This window comes from Alsobacter sp. R-9 (assembly GCF_054612375.1).
Genome location: NZ_JBTSWJ010000017.1, coordinates 20,164 through 41,138 on the forward strand (window position 1 = coordinate 20,164; position 20,975 = coordinate 41,138).

Genomic DNA, 20,975 nt, shown 5'->3' on the forward strand with positions numbered 1-20,975 from the left:
CCGGCGTTCAGGTCCAGGAATAGCGCCCGTTCTCGAAGAGGAGGATGCGGCCCTGCCAGATGTCGGCACCCGACACGCGCTCGGGCGGCAGGTCGCAGAGCAGGCGCATCAGCGCCCGGGCGACGCCCCCGTGCGACACGACGACGGCCTCGGCCGGCGCGGTGGCGACCCAGGCGCCGATGCGATCCGTCAGGCGCTCGTAGCTTTCCCCGCCGGGGGCGACGAAGCGCCACTTGTCGGCCTCGCGCTGGCGGGCGAGTTCCGGCTGCTCGCGGCGGACTTCCTTCCAGGTCTTGCCCTCGAGGATGCCGAAGGACAGTTCCTTGATCTGGGGGTCGAGATCATAGCCGTCGCGCGGCAGGCCAGCGGCTGCGCGGGCGATCTCGGCCGTTTCGCGCGTGCGCCCGAGCGGGCTGACGATCCACGGAAGGGAACCGGCGTCCGAACGCAGGGAGGCGAGGCGCTTGCCCGCAAGCGCGGCCTGCTCGCGGCCGCGGTCGTTGATGGGAATGTCCTGCTGTCCCTGGAGCCGCCCCTCGGCGTTCCAGTCGGTCTCCCCGTGACGGATGAAGAACAGCCGCGGACCGCGGGCCTCTCCCACGGATCAGCCCTTGTCGAGGTGCAGGTCCGGCGCGTCGGGGTTCTTCATGCCTACGACGTGGTAGCCGGCGTCGACATGGATCACCTCGCCCGTGGTGCCGCGGCCCATGTCGGAGAGCAGGAAGACGGCGCTGTCGCCGACCTCCTCGATCGTGACCGTGCGGCGCAGGGGTGCGTTGTACTCGTTCCAGCGCAGGATGTAGCGGAAGTCGCCGATCCCGGACGCCGCGAGCGTCTTGATCGGGCCGGCGGAAATGGCGTTGACGCGGATGGCCTGCGGGCCCAGGTCGGCCGCGAGGTAGCGGACGGAGGCCTCGAGGGCGGCCTTGGCCACGCCCATGACGTTGTAGTGCGGCATCCACTTCTCGGCGCCGTAATACGTCAGCGTCAGCAGCGAGCCGCCATCCGTCATCAACTTCTCCGCGCGCTGGGCGACGGCGGTGAAGGAATAGCAGGAAATCAGCAGCGACTTGGTGAAGTTGCCCTCGCTGGTTTCGACGTAGCGGCCCGTCAGTTCGTCCTTGTCCGAGAAGGCGATGCAGTGGACGACGAAGTCGAGCTTGCCCCAGAGCTTCTGGACCTCGGCGAACACGGCGTCGATGCTGGCGCCGTCGGTGACGTCGCAATGGCCCACGACGTGCGCGCCAAGTTCAGCCGCCAGAGGCCTGACGCGCTTCTCGAGAGCCTCGCCCTGGTAGGTGAAGGCCAGTTCGGCGCCGTGCAGGTGCGCGGCACGGGCAATGCCCCACGCGATCGAGCGATTGTTCGCCACGCCCATCACGAGCCCGCGCTTGCCGGCCAGCAGGGATGACGTGAGCTGAGGGGTATCGGGCATCGGGGGTCCGTCGGTTGCGCTGGCGTCCGCCTGTTTCGCCCTCAATAGCCGAAGGGCTGAGTCACGGGAAGCACGATTGCGCCCACTTTTCGCCCCCCTCCCCCGGAATGATTCGCAAGGGCCGGTGTTTCCCATCCCGGGAAGCGCTGGTCGATGATGTCGTGCTCGGGTACATTGCGGGCTGTCGGGGTGGGGACCGCGAGGTCCGCTGCGCGACGCGTGCCAGGGTTCTCCATGTCGGACCTTCGCCACCAGATCGGCGACGAGATCCCCCGCCTCCGGCGTTTCGCGCGAGCCCTGACGCGGGACCGCGAGACGGCGGACGATCTCGTGCAGGACACGCTCGTGCGCGCCCTGCGCTCGGAAGCGCGCTGGGCCGGGACCAACCTCAGGGTCTGGCTGTTCGCCATTCTCGCCAATCTCAACAAGAACCGGCTGCGCGGGTTGGCCCGCCGGCGCGACGATGCCGGACTCGATGCGATCGACGAAGCCGAGCGCGTGCCGGCGACGACCGGGGAAAGCCGCGACATCGTCCGCGCGCTCGATTCCCTGTCGGGTGAACACCGGGAGGTCCTGCTGCTGGTGGCGGTCGAGGGGCTCAGCTACGACGAGTGCGCCCGGGCGCTCGACATTCCCATCGGCACTGTCATGTCGCGCCTGTCGCGTGCGCGCGCTCTCATGCGGGACCGGCTCTCCGGCCAGGGGCCGCAACTGCGGGTGATCAAGTGAGCGGCCGGCCCCACGAGCACGAGCTGCACGCGCTCGCGGACGGCCAGTTGCCGGACGAGCGGCGCGACGCCGTCGAATCGTGGCTTGCGTCCCATCCGGAGGACGCGGCCGAAGTCCAGGCCTGGCGGACCCAGAACGACGCCCTGCGCCGGGCCTTCGACGGCGTTCTCGCCGAGACCGTGCCGCCCCGCCTCGATCCGACCCGGATTGCACGCTCCCTCTCGTGGCGGACGAGCCGGCGCCTGCCCCTGGTCGCATCCATCGCGTTCCTCGCGGGGGTCGGGATCGGGGCCCTCGGGCTGTCCCTCGCGCTGGTGGCGCACCCCGTCCAGACGGCGTCCGAGGACCCCTCCGCCACCCTCGCGATGCTGTCGGCGGACGCCTACCGCGTCTTCGCCCCGGAGGTGAGGCACCCGGTGGAGGTGCCGCGGACGGAGGAGGCGCACCTCGTTCAGTGGCTGTCCAAGCGGCTCGGATACACGCTGGGCCTGCCCGACCTCGCCCCGGAGGGCTTCCACCTCGTCGGCGGACGGCTTCTGTCCAATGCGCCCGGCGCCGCAGGCCTGATCATGTTCGAGAGCGAGGACGGCAAGCGCATCACGGTCTACTGCAGCAGGGTGCAGGGCGGCCGCGACACCGCCTTCCGGTGGCGGGAGGCGGACGGGATCGGCACCTTCTACTGGGTCGACGACCAGGTGGGCTTCGCGGTGTCCGGCCCGCTGGAGAAGGACAGGCTGCTGCGGCTGTCGCGCCTGATCTTCGAGGCCATGGAACGTCACGCATCGGCCCCGATCTGAGGGCGTCTGCCCAAGCCTTGGGCAGCGATGCTGCAGTGCAGCGCTGTCATGAATTGGACGGATGCCTTGGCGTCTGGCTGGTGCTATAAGCCGCCCGCGCGCAAGAGGGTCGGGCGCGTCCGGTTCCGGCCCAGCAGACGTCCATGACCTCCACAGAGCCAACCTCCCCCGGTCCGGGCGAAACGCCCCCGCCGGCCCCCGAAGCCGCCGGGGCCGCCGCCTCCGCTGCGGGCGGCAAGACCGCCGCGACGGCAGGCCAGGGTCATGGACAGGGCGGCGACCACCACGGGCACGGGTCGTCCAGCCTTTTCGCGCTCACCCTCGGCTCGATCGGCGTCGTGTACGGCGACATCGGGACGAGCCCCCTCTACGCCTTCCGCGAGGCCCTGATCGCGGCGTCCGGGGAGCACGGCCACCACACGGACGGCATTCCCGCCGTCCCGCGCGAGGCTGTGCTGGGCGTGCTGTCGCTCATCGTGTGGGCGCTGGTCCTCGTCGTCACCGTGAAATACGTGATCATCCTGCTGCGTGCCGACAACAACGGCGAAGGCGGGACGCTCTCCCTCATGGCGCTCGCCCAGCGGGTGCTGGGTCGCAACAAGGCGTGGATCGTCGCGCTCGGCATCGTCGGCGCCGCCATGTTCTACGGCGACAGCGTGATCACGCCGGCGATCTCGGTGCTCTCCGCCGTGGAGGGCCTCAAGCTCGTCACCCCGCGCTTCGAGGGCTACGTGATCCCGATCACGGTGGGCATCCTCGTGGTGCTGTTCGCCGTGCAGAGCCGCGGCACGGCCAAGGTCGCGGCCTTCTTCGGCCCCGTCATGGCGGCGTGGTTCGTGCTGCTGGCCGTCGGCGGGCTCCTGCACGTCAGCGACGACCCGGGCGTCGTGATGGCGCTCAACCCCATCTACGGCCTGATGTTCCTCGTCGAGCACAAGATCATCGGCCTCGTCACGCTCGGCGCCGTCTTCCTCGCCGTCACCGGGGGCGAGGCGCTCTATGCCGACCTCGGCCACTTCGGCCGCCGGCCGATCCAGATGGCGTGGCTCGGCCTCGTCCTGCCCTCGCTGGTGATCAACTATTTCGGCCAGGGCGCGCTGGTCCTCGCCAATCCCGGCAAGATCGACAACCCGTTCTTCCAGCTCTACCCGGACTGGGCCCTGATCCCGATGGTGGGCATGGCGACGGCCGCCACGGTGATCGCCAGCCAGGCGGTGATCACCGGCGCCTTCTCGCTCACCCGGCAGGCGGTGCAACTCGGCCTGCTGCCGCGCATCGACATCCGCTTCACGTCGGAGACGCATTCCGGGCAGATCTACATCCCGCGCATCAACACGCTGCTGCTGATCGGCGTGCTGATCCTGGTGTTCCTGTTCCGCTCGTCGGGCTCGCTCGCCTCCGCCTACGGCATCGCCGTGACGACGACGATGGTGGTGGACGCGACGCTGGCCTTCGTCGTCATCTGGCGGCTGTGGGGCTGGAAGCCTTGGGCAGCGGCACTCCTCGTCATCCCCTTCCTGCTCATCGACGCGACCTTCCTCGCCTCGAACCTTCTGAAGCTGTTCGACGGCGCCTGGGCCCCGCTGCTCTTCGCCTCGTTCCTGATCCTGCTGATGTTCACGTGGCGGCGCGGCACCCGCATCCTCGCCGAGAAGACGCGGCGCGCCGAGGTGCCTCTCGACATGCTGGTGCGCAACCTCGAGAAGAAACCGCCGCACCGCGTGCAGGGAACGGCCGTGTTCCTCACGAGCGACCCGGACTACGCTCCCACGGCCCTGCTCCACAACCTGAAGCACAACAAGATCCTGCACGAGAAGAACGTGATCCTCACGGTGGCCACGGCGGACACGCCGCGCGTGCCGGAGGACGAGCGCATCTCGATCCTGCCGGTGAGCGACCACTTCTCGCGGGTGAAGATGAAGTTCGGCTACATGGAGAGCCCGAACGTGCCGCGCGGCCTCGCCATCGCGCGCAAGCTCGGCTGGACGTTCGACATCATGTCGACGTCGTTCTTCGTGTCGCGCCGCTCGATCAAGCCGGCCGCCCAGTCCGGCATGCCGCTATGGCAGGACAAGCTGTTCATCGCCCTGGCGCGCAACGCCAGCGACGCCACGGACTTCTTCCAGATCCCGACCGGCCGCGTCGTGGAAGTGGGAACGCAGGTCACCGTCTGACGGTGGCGGGAGGGTCGTCGGGCGCTCCCGCGACCCTCCTGCCCTGCGAGGTCTTCCGCTCAGAGGTCCTTGCGCGGATCCCAGCCGGGCTTCGTCGCGGCCCAGTCCTTCACCAGGTCCTCGAGACCCTTGTCGGCGTCCGGCGGCAGCACGACGTCGAGCGTCACGAGCAGGTCGCCCCTTTGCGAGCCCGCCGGCATGCCCTTGCCGCGCAGCCTGAGCGTGCGTCCCGTCGATGAATTGGCAGGGATGGTCAGCTCGACCACGCCTTCCAGCGTGGGAACGCGCACCTTCGCGCCCAGGACCGCCTCGTCGAGGCGCACGGGAAGCCGCAATCGCAGGTCGTTTCCTTCGACGGCGAACCGCCGGTCCGGCCGGACGCGGACGGTGACCAGCACGTCGCCGGGAGGCCCGCCGCCCGGAGCGGGATGCCCCTGCCCCTTCAGGCGGATCGTCTTCCCGTCGGTGATGCCCGCCGGCACCGCCGCCTCGACATCGCGACCGTCCGGCAGGGTGATGCGCAGCGTCGTGCCCTTCACCGCTTCCTGGAGCGTGATCATCGCCTCGGCGCGCACGTCCGCGCCGCCCCGGGCCCGACGGGTGCCCCCGCGGCCGCCGAGATCGCTGCCGAAGAAGTCGGCGAAGATGTCACCGGCATCGAAACCGGGGCCGCCCCGGCCCTGCCGGAAGCCACCGGCGTTGTCGAAGCCGAAATGGAAGTTCTCGAAACCGCCGCGCGGGCCACCGCCGCGCCCGCCGGCGCCGAAGCCCTCGAAGCCCGTGAAACGGGGCTTGCCCTCGGCATCGATCTCGCCGGCGTCGAACTTCTTGCGCTTGTCGGCGTCGCCGAGGATCTCGTAGGCGTTGTTGATCTCGGAGAACTTCTCGCGCGCCTTGGGATCGTCCTTGTTGCGGTCGGGGTGCCATGTCTTGGCAAGGCGCCGGTACGCCTTCTTGACGTCGGCCTCGCTGGCCGAGCGCCCCACCCCCAGCACGTCGTACGGATCACGCATGCGTCCCATCCTCTCGTGGCGCGTGACCTAGCACGCGCCATGCCGGCCCGCCCCATGGCACAGGGTGCCCGCGGAGCGAATCCGGGCTTCTTCCGTCATGTGGTACGCCTGTTGCCGTTTCGCAACGGTGTTGTGCGGCGGTGTCAGGCCGTCTCGGGCTTGATCTTGCGCAGTTGCCACGGACCCGCACCCGTGCGGCATGCGAAGCCGGACATCTGCTGCGGGCCCGCGTCGAGCGAGACGTTGGCCTTGAAGAAGCGGCACACTTCGTCCTGCCGCACGAAGGCCTCGCCCACGGCGAGGAAGCTTCCGTTCCGGCCCGTCGACGGATTGGTCCAGCGGGCCGGGACAGTGGTGCGGCGCAGGGGATCGAGCGCCGTCGACATGGCGTCCTCGGCGAAGACGAGATCCTCGCCGCTGAGATCGGCCGAGAGGACCGGCAGCGGCGCGGCGACGATGCTGCCCGTCGTCTCGGGCTCGGCCAGCGGCCCGATCGGGAAGGTCATGGAGCAGGCGGAGAGCGAGAGACCCGACAGGACGGCAAGGACGGAAGCTCCAGCCATGCGCCAGACGCATCGTGGCGCGACACCAGTGCTTCCTTCGGCGCGCGTCTGTCCCATATAACGGCGTCGATCCCTGTGGCGGTGCAGGTGGCTGCACTCTCTTGAACGGGTGGATCGCATTAATGGCTTGGAAGCGTTAATGGCTGGTGACTTCACCGGGTCCGAGGACCCGTTCGCGCTGTGGGAGGAGTGGTTCGCGCAGGCGAAGGACTCCGAGCCCAACGACCCCAACGCCATGGCGCTCTCGACCGTCGACGCCGATGGCCTTCCCGACGTGCGGATGGTGCTGCTGAAGGGCGCCGACCGTGACGGGTTCGTCTTCTACACGAACACCCAGTCGGCCAAGGGACAGGAACTGGCGGCCAATCCGAAGGCCGCGGTGGTGTTCCACTGGAAGAGCCTGCGCAGGCAGGTGCGGGTGCGCGGCCCGGTGCAGCAGGTGAGCGCCGAGGAGGCTGACGCCTATTTCCAGAGCCGGCCGCGCGACAGCCGGATCGGCGCATGGGCGAGCCAGCAGTCGCGCCCGCTGGAAAGCCGCTTCGCGCTGGAGAAGGCCGTCGCCACCTATGCCGCGAAGTACGCCATCGGCGAGGTGCCGCGTCCGCCTCACTGGACGGGGTTCCGGATCCGGCCCGTCTACATGGAGTTCTGGCAGGACCGGCCCTTCCGCCTCCACGACCGGGTCGTGTTCCGCCGCCCCGACCCCGTCGGCGCGTGGGATCGCAGCCGACTCTACCCCTGAGCGCGGCCCCTTCCCGGCCGCCGATGCTTGACCGACTCCCCACGACCTGAGCTTATCGCATGATGCCCAACTCTGCCGCAGCCTCCGCCAACGGCCCGCGCCGCGTCATGCTCCTGACCGGGGCGAGCCGCGGGATCGGACATGCCACCGTGAAGCGCTTCTCGGCGGCCGGATGGCGGGTGATCACCTGCTCGCGCCAGCCTTTTCCCGAGAACTGTCCCTGGGAAATGGGCCCGGAGGATCACATCCAGGTCGACCTCGCCGACCCCGAGAACACGATCGAGGCCATCGCCGAGATCAAGCGGCGGCTGGAGAACGGTCGCCTCGACGCGCTGGTGAACAACGCCGGCATCTCTCCCAAGGGGGAAGGCGGCTCGCGGCTCGGGACCATCGAGACGGGGCTGAAGGACTGGCAGAAGGTGTTCCAGGTGAACTTCTTCGCGCCGGTGATGCTCGCGCGCGGCCTGATGGACGAATTGAAGGAGGCGCGCGGCTCGGTCGTCAACGTCACGTCGATCGCCGGATCGCGGGTGCATCCCTTCGCCGGCGCGGCCTACGCCACGTCGAAGGCTGCGCTGGCGGGGCTGACGCGGGAGATGGCCTCCGACTTCGGGCCCCACGGAATCCGCGTGAACGCCATCTCGCCCGGCGAGATCGACACGTCGATCCTGTCGCCCGGCACCGAGAAGATCGTCGCCCAGATCCCGATGCGTCGTCTCGGCACGCCCGAGGAGGTGGCCAAGGCCATCTACTTCCTGTGCACCGACCAGTCGAGCTACGTGCACGGGGCGGAGATCCACATCAATGGCGGCCAGCACGTCTGACGCCGCGGCCGCGGACGGGCGGCTCTATCCGCCACGCCCCATCCTGGCGGCGAGCGTCGCCGTGTTCCGCGACGGCCGCGTCCTGGTGGCCTCGCGCACGAAACCTCCCGCCGACGCGATGTTCTCCCTCCCCGGCGGGGTGGTGGAGATCGGCGAGACGCTGTCGCAGGCGGCTCTGCGGGAGCTGGACGAGGAGGTCGGCGTCCAGGCCGAGATCGTCGGCTTTGCCGGGCACGTCGAGGTGATCGAGCGCGACGAGGCCGGCCACGTGCGCCGCCACTTCGTCGTGAATGCCTTTGCCGGGCGTTGGCTGGCAGGCGAGCCCCGAACCGGACCCGAGGCCGGGGCAGTGCTGTTCATCCCTCCGGCCGAACTGGGTCGCCTCAAGACGACGCCGGGCCTCTCGGGCATCATCGAGAGGGCCCGGCGCGTCATCGAGGAGCAGGGAGCATGAAGCGGGCGGGAATTGCAGGGCGCATGCGACACGTCGCCGCCGTGTCCGTCCTGTCCGTTGCGGCCGCGCTCGCCATGCCGGGCCTCGCCGACGCGCAGTTCTACTGGCCCTGGCAGCAGCGCCCCGCTCCGCCCCCACCGCCGCCGCCCCCGGCCCAGCCGGCACGCCCTCGTCCCGCGGCGCCCCGTCCGGCGACGCCGAAGCCGCCGGAACCATCCAAGGCCGAGGCCGAGCAGCCGGAGCCCCCGCCCCCGCCCTACGAGCCGAAGCTGCTGCGGCTGTCGGAGATCCTCGGGGCGCTGGCCTTCCTGCGGCCGCTGTGCGGAGGGAACGACGAGACGGAGTGGCGCGGGCGAATGACCCAGCTCATCGACGCCGAGGCGAGCACGACCGGGCGCCGCGAGCGCCTCGCCGGGGCCTACAACAAGGGCTACCGGGAGTACGCCCTCACCTATCGCCGCTGCACGCCGGCCGCCGAGGTCGCGATCACGCGCTTCGTCGACGAGGGCGGCAAGCTGGCGCGCGAACTCGCCAGCCGCTACGGCGGATGACGCTAACGCGGCTCAGGACGCCGGCAGCGTCTCGAGGAACTCCACCGGCACGCCGGTCGAGGGCGTGACGAGGTCCCCCTCCCACATCACCACGGCGCCCCTGACCAGCGTGCCGACCGGCCAGCCGGTGACGGTCACGCCGTCATAGGGTGTCCAGCCGCACTTCGAGGCGATCCAGCGGTTGGTGATGGTCTCCCGGCGCTTGAGGTCGACGACGGTGACGTCGGCGTCGTAGCCGACGGCGATCCGGCCCTTCCGGGCGATGCCGAAGATGCGGTTGGGGCCCGCGCTCGTCAGGTCGACGAAGCGCTCAAGGGTCAGGCGGCCGGCGTTGACGTGGTCGAGCATCACCGGGACGAGGGTCTGGACGCCGGTCATCCCCGAGGGAGACTCCGGATAGGTCTTCGCCTTCTCCTCGAGCGTGTGGGGGGCATGGTCGGAGCCCAGCACGTCGACGACGCCCTCGCGCAGGCCCCACCAGATGCCGTCGCGGTGCGCGGCGTCGCGGACCGGCGGGTTCATCTGGGCGAGCGTTCCAAGGCGCTCGTAGCAATCCGGCCCGGCGAGCGTCAGATGGTGGGGGGTCGCCTCGACGGTCGCGACATCCTTGTTGGCGGCGAGGAAGGGCATCTCCTCCGCAGTCGAGATGTGCAGCACGTGGATGCGTGCGCCGCAGCGCCGGGCGATGTCCACGAGGCGGCGCGTGCAGTTCAGCGCCACTTCGGGCGACCGCCAGACGGGATGCGAGCGCGGGTCGCCGGGGACGCGCAGGTCCTTGCGGGCGCGCAGCATCGCCTCGTCCTCGGAGTGGAACGCGGCACGCCGGCGCGTCTGGCGCAGGACGCCCTCCACGGACGCGTCGTCCTCGACGAGGAGCGAACCGGTCGATGAGCCCATGAACACCTTGATCCCGGCCGCTCCGGGCAGCCGCTCGAGATCGCGCAACTCGGCCGTGTTCTGGCCCGTGGCACCCACCCAGAAGGCGAAATCGCAGTGCATGCGATGGCGGCCGCGGCGGATCTTGTCGGCCAGCGCCTCGGGCGTCGTAGTCTCCGGCTTGGTGTTTGGCATCTCGAACACCGCCGTGACGCCCCCCATGACCGCAGCGCGTGAGCCCGTCTCCAGGTCCTCCTTGTGGTCGAGGCCGGGCTCCCGGAAGTGCACCTGGCTGTCGATGACGCCTGGAAGGACGTGCAGGCCCGTGCAGTCGATCCGTCGGCCGGCGGAGGTCTGGGACAGGTCCCGCAGCGCCACGATGCGCCCGCCGCGGATGCCGACGTCGAGACGGGCCCGGCCGTCCTGGTTGACGACGGTGCCTCCGGAGAGGATGACGTCGAAGGTCTCGGCCATGGGACACTCCATCGGTTGTCGGCGGACGACTTGATGTCGCCGCCACAGCGCATAGGTAACGCCCAGCCGTCGCGCAAGCGCGCCGACGCGATTCGCACCAGGAGATGCCGATGCCCTGCGCCGCCCTCGCCGACCGCGGCGTCGTCCGCGTCACGGGAGAGGATGCCCGCGGCTTCCTCGACGGCCTCGTCACGAGTTCCCTCGAGCCGGTCCGACCGGGGACGGCCCGTTACGCCGCCCTGCTGACGCCGCAGGGCAAGATCCTGTTCGATTTCCTCGTCACAGAGGTGCCGGAGGACGCGGGCGGCGGCTTTGCCCTCGACGTCGCCCGCGGCCTCGCGCCAGACCTCACCCGCCGGCTGGGCTTCTACAAGCTTCGCGCGAAGGTCGCGGTCGAAGACCTGTCCGACGACTGGACCGTCGCCGCCGGCTGGTCGGAGGGCGAGCCCGCCGGGACCGACGGATTCGTCTTCGCCGATCCCCGCCACCCTGACCTCGGCTGGCGGGCCGTCGTGCCGCGCGACGAGGCGCTGCGGCTCGCCTCCGCCCCGGCCGACGCGTGGCACGCCCACCGCATCGGCCTCGGCGTGCCCGAGGGCGGGCTCGACTTCGCCTATGGCGAGACGTTCCCGCACGAAGCCGACATGGACCAGTTGGGCGGCGTCGACTTCGACAAGGGCTGCTTCGTCGGCCAGGAGGTCGTGTCGCGCATGGAACATCGCGGGACCGCGCGGACGCGCATCGTCCCCGTGGACTTCGTCGACGGATTCAGCGCGCCCGGCGGCGCGGACGCGGTGGCCGGGGACAGGTCGCTCGGCCGCATCGGCTCGTCCGCGCCGGGCGGCCACGCGCTCGCGATGCTGCGCCTCGATCGGCTGGAGGACGCGCTCGCGGCGGGCGTGACCCCGACGGCGGGCGGCCTCGCCTTCGTCGCCCGCAAGCCCGGCTTCGCCCGCTTTCCGTTCCCCGGCGATGCGGCTAAACCGGTCGGATGACCGGTTCGCTCATCCTCCATCCCGACGGCAAGGCCCGCTGCCCCTGGCCCGGCACCGACCCGCTCTACGTCGCCTACCACGACACCGACTGGGGCGTGCCGGAGCGCGACGACCGCGCGCTCTTCGAGAAGCTGCTTCTCGACGGCTTCCAGGCCGGGCTGTCTTGGATCACCATCCTGCGCAAGCGGGAGAACTTCCGCACCGCCTTCGACGGCTTCGACGCCGAGCAAATGGTGCGATGGGGGCCCGACAAGCTGGATGGGCTGATGGCCGACCCCGGCATCGTCCGCAACCGGGCCAAGATCGAGGCCTCCGTGCGCTCGGCCCGCGCCTACCTCGACATCCAGGAGCGGCGGGGATTCTCGACGTTCCTGTGGGACTTCGTTGACGGCCGGCCGGCGCAGAACCGGTTCCGCTCCCCCTCCGAGGTGCCGGCCGAGACGGAGGTCTCGCGCAAGATGTCGAAGGCGCTGCGGGCGGAAGGCTTCAACTTCGTCGGCCCCACCATCGTCTATGCCTTCATGCAGGCGGTGGGGATGGTGAACGACCATCTCGTCGGCTGCTTCCGGCACGACGAGTGCGCGGCGCTCGGGGCCCGGCTCGGATGACCCGCGACGCGGCCTCGAGGACCGGCGCCCGAGTCACGGCCAAGACCGCCCCGCCGCGGGCGTGGCAGCGCATGCTGTCCGGCCGCCGGCTCGACCTGCTCGACCCCTCCCCCCTCGACGTCGAGATCGAGGACATCGCCCACGGGCTCGCGCGCGTCGCACGCTGGAACGGCCAGACTCGGGGAGAGCACATCTATTCGGTGGCGCAGCATTCGCTGCTCGTCGAGGCGATTGCGCGGCAGATCGAGCCGGGGCTGGAGACCGAGCATGCGCTGGTGGTGCTGCTCCACGATGCGCCGGAATACGTCGTCGGCGACATCATCTCCCCGTTCAAGGCGGTGATCGGCGACGGATACCGGGCCGTGGAAGCGCGACTCCTGGCCGCCATCCACCTGCGCTTTGCGCTGCCCCCCGTGCCGGGGCGCCTGCTCACGAGCCTCGCCAAGACGGCCGACCGCGCCGCCGCCTGCCTCGAGGCGACACGGCTCGCGGGCTTCTCCACGGACGAGGCCCTGAAGTTCTTCGGCCGGCCCGCGGCGGTGCCGCGCGACGTCGACCGCCTGATCGAACCCTGTCCTGCCGAGGAGGCCAAGGCGCGCTTCCTCGCCCGCTTCCGGGCGCTCGACGCCGCCCGCCCCGCGCCCTGAGGCCCCATGCCCGCGATCCACGTCACCCCCCTCTCCCGGCTCCACGAGACCGTCGAGCGCAGTGGCGCGCGGCACGTGGTGACGCTCATCAACGCCTCGACCGTCGTGGAGCGGCCGCCCTCCATCGCGCCCGAGCGGCATCTTTTCATCGGGGTCAGCGACATCACCGCCCAACTCGACGGCCACATCCTGCCGGCGGAGGACCATGTGGGGCGGCTGCTGCGCTTCGTGCGGGATTGGGATCGCGAGGCGCCGATGGTCATCCACTGCTGGGCGGGGATCAGCCGCTCGACGGCCGCCGCCTTCATCACCGTGTGCGCGCTGCGGCCGGAACGCCGGGAGGACGAGGTGGCGCGGCTACTGCGCGAGGCGGCACCCTCCGCGACGCCCAATCCGCGCCTCGTCGGCATCGCCGATGCCATGCTCGGGCGAAACGGCAGGATGGTGGACGCCATCGCGGCCATCGGGCGCGGCGCCGACGCGTTCGAGGGGACGCCGTTCCGCCTCGGCCTCGACGGCTGACATGGCGCGGCCCGCCCCCGAAGCCTCGATCGAGATCGGCGTCGCCGCCGCGGTCGTGGCGATGGAGGGCAACGCGCCGCGGATCCTCGTCTCGAAGGGCGCCGGCGACGAAGGTCCCGGGCTTCCGGCCGGCCGGTTCGACCCGCTGTCGCACCGGACGCTCGAAATCGGCCTGCGCGCCTTCGTGACCGACCAGACGGGGCTGTCGCTCGGCTATGTCGAGCAACTCTACACCTTCGGCGACCGCGGCCGGAATGCCGTGCCGGGCGACGAGGCGCCGCACGTGGTCTCGATCGGCTATCTCGCCCTGACGCGGCTCGGGGGCGCCGCCGGGCTGCCGGAAGGCGTCCGGCTGCGCTCCTGGTACGAGTTCTTCCCCTGGGAGGACTGGCGCGGGGGACGACCGGCCATCCTCGACCGCACGGTCCTGCCCGCGCTGAAGTCCTGGGCGGCCGACCGTGCCGCCGAGCAGGCGGAGGGCGCGCGGCGCCCCTTTTCGCGGGCCGAGCGGCTGCGCCTGTGCTTCGGAGTGCCGGATGGCGGGTCCGAACCGGGCGTCTGGGACGAGGAGAAGGTGCTCGAACGCTATGAGTTGCTCTACGAGGCCGGTCTTCTCGACGAGGCGGCCCGTGACGGGCGCGAGGCGGCGCTGACCCGCCGGCGCCTGCCGGCGCTGGGCGAGGCGATGCGCTTCGACCACCGCCGCATCCTCGCCACCGCCATGGGGCGGCTGCGGGCGAAGCTGAAATACCGGCCCGTGGTGTTCGAGCTCCTGCCGGAGACCTTCACGCTCACCACCCTGCAACAGACGGTCGAGGCCATCTCGGGTCGCCACCTGCACAAGCAGAACTTCCGCCGCATCGTCGAGGGCACCGCCCTCGTGGAGCCGACAGGCGCGACGGCCACCACCCGGGGACGTCCCGCCGCCCTGTTCCGCTTCCGGCGGGAGGTCCTGCAGGAACGCCCGGCGCCCGGCCTGCGCTTCGGGGCCCGAGGCTGAGGCCCCAGCCCGACGACAGGCGACGCATGAACCACGCGGCCAGCGCCACGGAGGGGCCGACCCCGAGCAGCAGCAGCGCGATCAGGCCACGTTGACCCGACGGCCGCGGTTCCAGAGCCAGAACGGGACGCCGCTCATCAGGACCTCGAACTGGTCGAGGCGCTGGAAGAGGCCGTTGAGGGAGACACGCGGCAGCGCGGTCGGCACCAGCGAGTGCTCGGAGAAGAGCATGCCGGGGCGGGTCGTCACGGCGGTGCGGAAGCCGAGGCGGTCGGCCATCTCGAACTCGCGCGGGCCAGCCGAGGTCGGGTCGCCGACCGGATAGGCGAGGTGACGCACCTCGGTCCCGAGTTCGTGCTCGATCACCGCCCGTGACTCCGCGATTTCACGGCGCGCCGTTCGCCCGTGGTGCTTGGCGAGCATCGGGTGCGTCATGGTGTGGGCGCCGATGGTGACCAGCGGGTCGGCGGCGAGCCGGCGCACGCCCTCCCAGTCGAGGCAGAGCGCGTCGACGGTTGCCCTGCTGTCGACCCCGGCCTTACGGGCGAGGTCGGCAATGACGGAGCGGAGCTGGCGCTCGGGGCCGGACCGCAGGGCCCAGTAGATGCGGCCGAAGGCGCCCTCCTTCTCCTTCGCCGTACGGCACGAGAGGGTCTCGCAGCCATCCCCGAGCGGGACCTCGACCTGGTCGAGCCGCGCGATGGCGTGCTCGAGGTCGAGCCACCAGAGCGGCGCGCTGCGGTCGGCGAAGCCGGGCGTGACGTAGACCGTCGCCGGCGCGCCGTGTCGCCGAAGGATCGGCAGGGCCACGTCGAGCGTGTCCTTGTAGCCGTCGTCGAACGTGACGACGGCGAAGGGCGACGCGTCCGGGTCCCCCAGCCGCCGTGAGGCCTCGTCCATGTCCACGAGGTCGAGGCCGGCCTGCCGGCAACGGTCGAGCACGCCGTCGAGAAACGCGGGCGTCACCTCCAGCAGCCGGTTCGGCGCGAAATCCCGCGGTTCCCAGGGTCGGACATGGTGCAGCATGAGGATGGCGCCGCGCCCGCGCAGGCCCGTGCCGAACAGGCGGTGCGCGCCCGTGGTCGCGAGCGCCGCGAAGACCGCGCGGAAGACGTCATGCTTCACCGACATGCGCGGCCGATCCCCTGGTTGCGCGCGGCTCCCTGCCCGAAGCCCGGAGCGGGAGGGCCGAAAATTAACGGCATCCGCGTAAAGACACCCTGAAAGTAGGGCCGCGCGCCCGCTCACCAAGCCCGGAAGGACGACCTTGCCCGCCAGCCCGACACCGTCGCCACGCTCCCGGCCGGCCGTCGCCGTCCACCGGGACGTCGCGGCCGTGGCGCAGGACTGGCTGCGGTTCGAGGCGCAGGAGGGGTGCACCCCCTACCAGCGCATCGGGTTCGTTTCGACATGGTTCAAGATCATGTCGACGGCCCGTGACGCCGAGCCTGCCGTCGTCGAGATCCGGCTCGGCGGCACCCCCGTCCTTCTCGTGCCGCTGGAGATCGCGCGGCACGGAATCGCGCGTGTCGCGCGCTGGCCCGGCGGGCGGCAGGCCAACCTGGGCGGCCCGATCCTCGATCCCGGCAGGGTCCCCGCGCTCGACCCGCGCGAGCTCGGCGACCGTCTGGTGGAGGCCGGCGGGATGCTGGGGATCGACGGGTTCGCATTCTGCAACCAACCCGCGATGATCGGAGGCATCCCCAACCCTCTGGCGGCCATGGACGAGAGCCGCCCCGGTTCAGCCCCCTACAGCGCGTTGCCCCTGCAGCGGGATCCGGAGGCGCTTCTCTCGTCGCTGCTGAGCCCCTCGACCCGAAAGACCTTCGGCAAGAAGCGGCGCGGCCTTGCGTCGCTCGGGGAGGTGCGGATCGAGCGTGCCACGGAGCAGGCGGGCGTAGAGCGGCTTCTTTCGGCCTTCCTCGCCCAGAAATCCGAGCGCATGGCCTGCCAGGGCATTCCCAATCCCTTCGCCGATCCCAGGCTGCAGGATTTCCTTCGGGCGATCGCGCTGCCTGGCCGCGATGGGGAGGCGCCGGTCCTCGAACTCTACGGGCTGTGGTGCGGAGACCGGCCTGCGGCAGTCTTCGGCGCGGTCGCGACGGGGCAACATCTGAGCGGCAGCTTCGTCTCGTTCTCCGCCGATCCGGCGCTGTCCCGCGGCAGCCCGGGAGAACTCCTGATCATGGAGGTGATCGCCCTCGCGGCCCGGCGCGGCCTCGCGACGTTCGACCTGGGGATCGGACGGGGGTCACTGAAGGACCGCTTCTGCAGCGACGCCGTGCCGCTCGTCGACACGTGGCTTCCCGTGACGCAACTGGGTGGGGCGGCGCTGCTCTCCCTTCGCGCCACGGCGGCGCTGAAGGCGCTGGTGCAGCGCGACCCGCGGCTCATGCGCCATGTCAGGCACATGGCGGCCTGGGCGGGCCTCCATCCCGCCGATTGAGCGGCCTCAGGCCGTGGCGGCGAGAGCCGGCCCCGTCGTCGCCTCGATCATCGTCGGCTCCGGCGAGCCCGGCGGCAAGGCCGCGGCCAGCGCAACGGGATCAACCAGGGCGTCCGGCGAGGACACCACGAGCAGACAGTCCGCGGAGGCGGCAAGAACCTGCGCCTCCCTCGATACCTCCGGCGACGGCGCGCAGACGAGCAGCATGTCGTAGGTGCGCCGAAGCGCATCGACGCAGCGCTCCATGCCGTCCGGTCCGGCCTCCGTGGAAAGAGGCGCGCCCGGCGCGACGAGATGCAACCGGCTGCCGGGATCGCGATGCAGGACGTCGACGAAACCCGCGGTGCCGGCGACCACATCGCCAAAGCCCGGAAGATCGCCGTCGGGCCGGCCGCGGACGAGGTCGACGAGAACGACACGTCCGGTCGCGGCACACCGACGGCCCAGCGCGAAGGCCTCGCTGCGGGCGAGCGCAGCGCTCGGCGACACGACGAGCCCGAAGACAGCCTCGCCGGGCGCGGTGCCGATATCGCGCAGGAGCTGTACCGCATCAGCCGTCCCGAGCATCGGAGCCGGACGTGCGGGGGTCTCGACAGAAGACGCAGGTTCAACGTGGTCGGCCTCCTCGGCCGGGACCGACGCATCGGCTTCATCCGGGGCCGGCCCGGCGACGCTTTCGGATGGCTCCCTGTCCCCAGCGCCTTCCTCCTCGGGCCTCATCGACGGGATCGCAGCAAAGGCCGGTGAGGCCGGCGCGACCGGCAGGGACGGAACGCCCCGCCCGGCGCCGACATAGGCGCGCCCCGACAGGAGCTCCCGGGTCACCACGATGGTGGCCCCGACCAGCAAGGTCGAGACGGCCGAGACAAGGATGATCGGCAGCTTCTTCGGGAAGGACGGCACGCCGGGAACCGTCGCCGTCGAGATGACGCGCGCATCCGGCGGAACCGCATCCTTGGCATCGCGGGCGATGGCGTCGCGGTAGCGGGCCATCATGGCCTCGAGTTGCTCGCGCTGCGTGCGCGCCTCGCGCTCCAGCGCCCTGAGCTCGACCTCGTCCTCGTTGGCCTGCGCGCTGCGCTGCTTCAGGGCATCGAGTGCCGCGGAGATCTGGTCGACGCGGGCGCCCTGCACCCGGGCGTCGTTCTCCAGCGTGCGCACCGCCTTCTCGGCGCTGGCGCGGATGTCGGCGTCCACGGCGGCGAGCTGGGCCTGCAGCTCCTTCATCCGCGGGTGCTGCGGCAGCAGGGTCCGGGATTCGAGCGCGATCTGCGCACGCAGCGTCGCGCGGTCGGCGACGAGCTTGCGGACCAGTTCGTTGTTCGCCACATCCGAGATTTCGAGCGGCCGGCCCTGGGCCAGCGCGTCCTGGATCAGCCGGGCCCGCGCCTGTGCGTCAGCTTGCGCGGAACGGGCCGTCGACAGCTGGGTATTCATCTCGACGAGCTGCTGCTGCGGCAGCGTCGCGTTGGGGCCCGCGGCGAGCAGGCCCTTGCGGGCGCGGAACTCCTCGACGCGCGCTTCCGCGAGGGCCACCTTCTCGCGCAGCGGCTCGATGGTGTTCAGGAGCCAGGCGCCTGCGGTCCGGGCCGCCTGCTTCTTGCTCTCCGCCTGCGCCTCGAGGAAGAGCTGAGCCACCGTGTTGGCGCCTCGCGCCGCCAGCTGCGGGTCCGCGGCGCTGAACTCGATCGTCATGACGCGCGACAGCCCGGTGGTGAAGGCCAGGACGCGTTCGCGGTAGCGGTCGATCAGCGCTTCCTCGCGCTCGGCCTCGGTCGGCGCCCGGGCCAGTCCGAAGCCGGCGAGGATTCCGCGCAGGCCCGATGGCTGGGCATAGCGATCGAAATCGGGGTTTCCGCGCAGGCCGAGTTGCTCGATGGCGGCTCGGGCAACGTCGCGCGAGGCTGCAACGAGGACCTGGCTGCCCAGATCGCGCTCGTCCAGCACGCCGCCACCGGCATCCGTGCCGCTGACCGGTCGGGTGAAGGGGGTGTCGCCGCTCTGCAGGATCAGCTTCGTCTCGGCCGTGTAGCGCGGCGTGACCATGTTCACCGCCACGGCGGCGCCCGCAGCGACGACGGCAGTGGGCACGAGGATCCACCAGCGGGCACGCGACAGGGCCGTGCTGAGCTGGGCGAGATCGAGATCGCCCGCCCCTTCCGCCGCCGTGCCCGTCTCCGGTGCCTGGGTTGCCATGGCCCGCTCCGCGTGAACCCGAAAATCGAGTCCGCAGAATCGTTTGGTGAGGTTTCGATAAGGTTAAGGGTGAGTTCGCCAGCACGGGCAGAAGTCAGGGTTTGTTAACCATGATCCACCCAAGGTGGCCGAAGTTCCGCTCAGCAACCGCTCATGAATCGCCGCCACGCTCTCGTCCTCCTTGCAGCCACCGCACTTGGCGGTTGCGCCACCGTGTCGCCACTCCCGCCCGGTTTCTCGGACGGCACGGAGGGCCCCTACACGCTGGCCGCCGGGGATCGGCTGCGTGTGATCGTTTTCGGGCAGGACAACCTGTCCAACAGCTACGCCGTCGACGGAGCAGGCCGGATCTCGATGCCGCTCATCGGCTTCGTGCCAGCCGCGGGCCAGACGACGGCGCAGCTGGAACGCTCCATCGAGGCGCGGCTTCGCAACGGCTTCCTGCGGGAGCCCAAAGTCGCCGTCGAAGTGGAGCAGTACCGCCCCTTCTACGTGCTGGGCGAGGTGACGACGTCGGGACAGTTTCCCTTCGTCAACGGACTGACCGTGCAGAACGCGGTCGCCATAGCGGGCGGCTTCACGCCCCGCGCCCAGCGCGACGTGGCCTCCGTGACGCGCAACGTGCGAGGCGCCCTCGTCTCCGCCAACGTGCCGATGACCTACCCCGTGCGGCCGGGCGACACGATCACCGTCCACGAGCGGTGGTTCTGACATGGGCCTGCCCGTCGAGGCCGAACCCGGGCCGCTGCGCATCCTCCACGTGTTCCGCGCGCCGATCGGCGGGCTTTTTCGCCACGTGCTGGACCTGTCGGGCTGGCAGGCGGCCCGTGGGCACGCGGTCGGGATCATCTGCGACGTCGGCGGCGGGGAACGTGCCGACGCGGCGCTCGAGCACCTCCGCCCTTCGCTGGCCCTCGGCGTCCACCGGCTGCCGATGCGGCGGCAGCCGGGCCCCTGGGACCTGGCGCCGCTGCTGGAGATCCGACGCCTCGTGCGCAAGCTCGACCCGCAGGTCCTTCACGGGCACGGAGCCAAGGGTGGACTCCTTGCCCGCGCGTGGTCCGTCATCGGGCTGCAGGGCCGCGTCGCCACCGCCTACACGCCCCATGGCGGCACCTTGAACTTCGGCCCCGGCACGCCGGGGCATGGGCTCTACATGGCGGTGGAGCGGATGCTCGGGCGCGGCACCGACGTCTTCACCTTCGAGAGCCAGTTCGCCGCCGACCGCTACGGCGCCTTCGTCGGGCGTCCGCGCGGGCTTGCCCGCGTGGTCCGCAACGGGGCCCATGCGTCGGAGTTCGAGCCGGTCGAGCCGAGGCCGGAGGCAGCCGACCTCGTCTTTCTCGGCGAGTTCCGGGAGGCGAAAGGCCTCTTCGTCCTGCTCGACGCGCTCGACCTCCTGCGCAGGCGACAGGGCTACGAGGTGTCCGCCAACCTGATCGGCGGCGGGCCGGAGGCCGATGCGGTCGCGAAACGGATCGCAGCCCTCGGATTGCGCTCCGTGACGCTGATGCCGGCGATGGCCGCGCGCGACGCGCTGGCCCTTGGCCGCGTCTTCGTGCTGCCGTCGCTGTTCGAGTCCCTGCCCTACGTGCTCATCGAGGCCGCCGCCGGCGGTCTCGACATCGTCGCGACCCGCGTCGGCGGCGTCGCGGAGGCGATGGGCCCGGCCGCCGACCGGCTGGTTCCACCCGGCGATCCGGCCGCGCTGGCCGCCGTCATCGCCGCGACCCTCGATGACGACCGCGGAAGGTCCGAGTCCCGGCGGGAGGCCGTGCGCCGGCACGTGCGGGAACACCTCAGTGTCGACACCATGGGCGCAGGCATCGAGGAAGCCTACCGGGCCGCTCTCGCCGCCCGACGAGGTTAAGGCTTCCGTTAGGTCGGGCTGCTAAACCTCTGATTGTCAATTAAATCGCCTGCAATCAG

At 70.9% G+C, this 20,975-nt stretch carries 22 protein-coding genes; 15 read left to right on the forward strand and 7 right to left on the reverse strand.

Translation table 11 applies throughout. The annotated features are described in order from the left end of the window. Positions 1 to 7: 7 nt before the first annotated feature. Together ACX9GQ_RS21885 and fabI are read right to left on the reverse strand one after the other, a co-directional pair. A complete protein-coding gene (locus tag ACX9GQ_RS21885) occupies positions 8 to 601 on the reverse strand; it encodes a histidine phosphatase family protein (RefSeq protein WP_459631726.1) in 594 nt (197 codons plus the stop codon). Positions 602 to 604: 3 nt separating this feature from the next. Next, positions 605 to 1,435: an enoyl-ACP reductase FabI gene (fabI, locus tag ACX9GQ_RS21890; protein ID WP_459631727.1), complete on the reverse strand. Its 831-nt coding sequence runs from the start codon at positions 1,433 to 1,435 to the stop codon at positions 605 to 607. 234 nt (positions 1,436 to 1,669) lie between these two features. Between fabI and ACX9GQ_RS21895 the strand changes: the two genes are divergently transcribed. The 3 genes from ACX9GQ_RS21895 to ACX9GQ_RS21905 all read left to right on the forward strand — a co-directional run bounded on the left by ACX9GQ_RS21895 (position 1,670) and on the right by ACX9GQ_RS21905 (position 5,135). Beyond that, on the forward strand, positions 1,670 to 2,164 hold the full coding sequence (locus tag ACX9GQ_RS21895) for an RNA polymerase sigma factor (RefSeq protein WP_459631728.1): 495 nt from the start codon (positions 1,670 to 1,672) through the stop codon (positions 2,162 to 2,164). After that, on the forward strand, positions 2,161 to 2,961 hold the full coding sequence (locus ACX9GQ_RS21900) for an anti-sigma factor family protein (RefSeq protein WP_459631729.1): 801 nt from the start codon (positions 2,161 to 2,163) through the stop codon (positions 2,959 to 2,961). Before ACX9GQ_RS21895 ends, ACX9GQ_RS21900 begins: the two co-directional genes overlap by 4 nt. A gap of 143 nt (positions 2,962 to 3,104) precedes the next feature. Next, the gene (locus tag ACX9GQ_RS21905; protein WP_459631730.1) at positions 3,105 to 5,135 is read left to right on the forward strand and encodes a potassium transporter Kup; all 2,031 of its coding nucleotides are present in this window, start codon (positions 3,105 to 3,107) and stop codon (positions 5,133 to 5,135) included. A gap of 59 nt (positions 5,136 to 5,194) precedes the next feature. On the opposite strand, the gene ACX9GQ_RS21910 is transcribed toward ACX9GQ_RS21905, so the two are convergent. Then, positions 5,195 to 6,148, reverse strand: a complete 954-nt coding sequence (locus ACX9GQ_RS21910) for a DnaJ C-terminal domain-containing protein (RefSeq protein ID WP_459631731.1) — start codon at positions 6,146 to 6,148, stop codon at positions 5,195 to 5,197. Positions 6,149 to 6,291: 143 nt separating this feature from the next. Beyond that, on the reverse strand, positions 6,292 to 6,711 hold the full coding sequence (locus ACX9GQ_RS21915; protein WP_459631732.1) for an RT0821/Lpp0805 family surface protein: 420 nt from the start codon (positions 6,709 to 6,711) through the stop codon (positions 6,292 to 6,294). Positions 6,712 to 6,850: 139 nt separating this feature from the next. On the opposite strand from ACX9GQ_RS21915, the gene pdxH reads away from it, so the two are divergent. The 4 genes from pdxH to ACX9GQ_RS21935 are packed head-to-tail and all read left to right on the forward strand — an operon-like array spanning position 6,851 to position 9,282. Further along, the gene (gene pdxH, locus ACX9GQ_RS21920) at positions 6,851 to 7,453 is read left to right on the forward strand and encodes a pyridoxamine 5'-phosphate oxidase (protein ID WP_459631733.1); all 603 of its coding nucleotides are present in this window, start codon (positions 6,851 to 6,853) and stop codon (positions 7,451 to 7,453) included. Positions 7,454 to 7,512: 59 nt separating this feature from the next. Continuing rightward, entirely contained in the window at positions 7,513 to 8,277 is a 765-nt protein-coding gene (locus ACX9GQ_RS21925; protein ID WP_459631734.1) for an SDR family NAD(P)-dependent oxidoreductase, read from the forward strand. Beyond that, a complete protein-coding gene (locus ACX9GQ_RS21930; RefSeq protein WP_459631735.1) occupies positions 8,258 to 8,731 on the forward strand; it encodes an NUDIX hydrolase in 474 nt (157 codons plus the stop codon). Before ACX9GQ_RS21925 ends, ACX9GQ_RS21930 begins: the two co-directional genes overlap by 20 nt. Next, positions 8,728 to 9,282, forward strand: coding sequence for a TIGR02301 family protein (locus ACX9GQ_RS21935; protein WP_459631736.1), 555 nt, complete (start codon positions 8,728 to 8,730; stop codon positions 9,280 to 9,282). Before ACX9GQ_RS21930 ends, ACX9GQ_RS21935 begins: the two co-directional genes overlap by 4 nt. Before the next feature lie 12 nt (positions 9,283 to 9,294). On the opposite strand, the gene ACX9GQ_RS21940 is transcribed toward ACX9GQ_RS21935, so the two are convergent. Next, positions 9,295 to 10,632 (reverse strand): dihydroorotase, encoded by a 1,338-nt coding sequence (locus tag ACX9GQ_RS21940; RefSeq protein WP_459631737.1) that lies wholly within the window; start codon positions 10,630 to 10,632, stop codon positions 9,295 to 9,297. Between the two features lie 110 nt (positions 10,633 to 10,742). On the opposite strand from ACX9GQ_RS21940, the gene ygfZ reads away from it, so the two are divergent. Genes ygfZ through ACX9GQ_RS21965 form a run of 5 tightly spaced genes read left to right on the forward strand, consistent with a single transcriptional unit; the run spans position 10,743 to position 14,404 of the window. Beyond that, positions 10,743 to 11,627, forward strand: coding sequence for a CAF17-like 4Fe-4S cluster assembly/insertion protein YgfZ (ygfZ, locus tag ACX9GQ_RS21945; RefSeq protein WP_459631738.1), 885 nt, complete (start codon positions 10,743 to 10,745; stop codon positions 11,625 to 11,627). Then, positions 11,624 to 12,235, forward strand: coding sequence for a DNA-3-methyladenine glycosylase I (locus tag ACX9GQ_RS21950; protein WP_459631739.1), 612 nt, complete (start codon positions 11,624 to 11,626; stop codon positions 12,233 to 12,235). The genes ygfZ and ACX9GQ_RS21950 overlap by 4 nt, the downstream gene beginning before the upstream one ends. Then, positions 12,232 to 12,882: a hydrolase gene (locus ACX9GQ_RS21955; RefSeq protein WP_459631740.1), complete on the forward strand. Its 651-nt coding sequence runs from the start codon at positions 12,232 to 12,234 to the stop codon at positions 12,880 to 12,882. Before ACX9GQ_RS21950 ends, ACX9GQ_RS21955 begins: the two co-directional genes overlap by 4 nt. A 6-nt stretch (positions 12,883 to 12,888) precedes the next feature. Continuing rightward, positions 12,889 to 13,404 (forward strand): tyrosine phosphatase family protein, encoded by a 516-nt coding sequence (locus ACX9GQ_RS21960; protein WP_459631741.1) that lies wholly within the window; start codon positions 12,889 to 12,891, stop codon positions 13,402 to 13,404. A 1-nt stretch (position 13,405) separates the two neighbouring features. Then, entirely contained in the window at positions 13,406 to 14,404 is a 999-nt protein-coding gene (locus ACX9GQ_RS21965) for an NUDIX hydrolase (RefSeq protein ID WP_459631742.1), read from the forward strand. Positions 14,405 to 14,485: 81 nt separating this feature from the next. Here the strand turns inward: ACX9GQ_RS21965 and ACX9GQ_RS21970 are convergent, their stop codons facing one another. Beyond that, complete coding sequence (locus ACX9GQ_RS21970) at positions 14,486 to 15,535, reverse strand: polysaccharide deacetylase family protein (RefSeq protein WP_459631743.1); 1,050 nt, start codon at positions 15,533 to 15,535, stop codon at positions 14,486 to 14,488. Positions 15,536 to 15,671: 136 nt separating this feature from the next. On the opposite strand from ACX9GQ_RS21970, the gene ACX9GQ_RS21975 reads away from it, so the two are divergent. Next, a complete protein-coding gene (locus ACX9GQ_RS21975; protein WP_459631744.1) occupies positions 15,672 to 16,850 on the forward strand; it encodes a GNAT family N-acetyltransferase in 1,179 nt (392 codons plus the stop codon). Positions 16,851 to 16,856: 6 nt separating this feature from the next. On the opposite strand, the gene ACX9GQ_RS21980 is transcribed toward ACX9GQ_RS21975, so the two are convergent. Next, positions 16,857 to 19,046: a GumC family protein gene (locus ACX9GQ_RS21980; RefSeq protein ID WP_459631745.1), complete on the reverse strand. Its 2,190-nt coding sequence runs from the start codon at positions 19,044 to 19,046 to the stop codon at positions 16,857 to 16,859. A 153-nt stretch (positions 19,047 to 19,199) separates the two neighbouring features. Between ACX9GQ_RS21980 and ACX9GQ_RS21985 the strand changes: the two genes are divergently transcribed. Both ACX9GQ_RS21985 and ACX9GQ_RS21990 read left to right on the forward strand, forming a co-directional pair. After that, on the forward strand, positions 19,200 to 19,757 hold the full coding sequence (locus tag ACX9GQ_RS21985) for a polysaccharide biosynthesis/export family protein (protein WP_459631746.1): 558 nt from the start codon (positions 19,200 to 19,202) through the stop codon (positions 19,755 to 19,757). Position 19,758: 1 nt separating this feature from the next. Further along, positions 19,759 to 20,916, forward strand: a complete 1,158-nt coding sequence (locus tag ACX9GQ_RS21990; RefSeq protein WP_459631747.1) for a glycosyltransferase — start codon at positions 19,759 to 19,761, stop codon at positions 20,914 to 20,916. Positions 20,917 to 20,975: the final 59 nt, after the last annotated feature.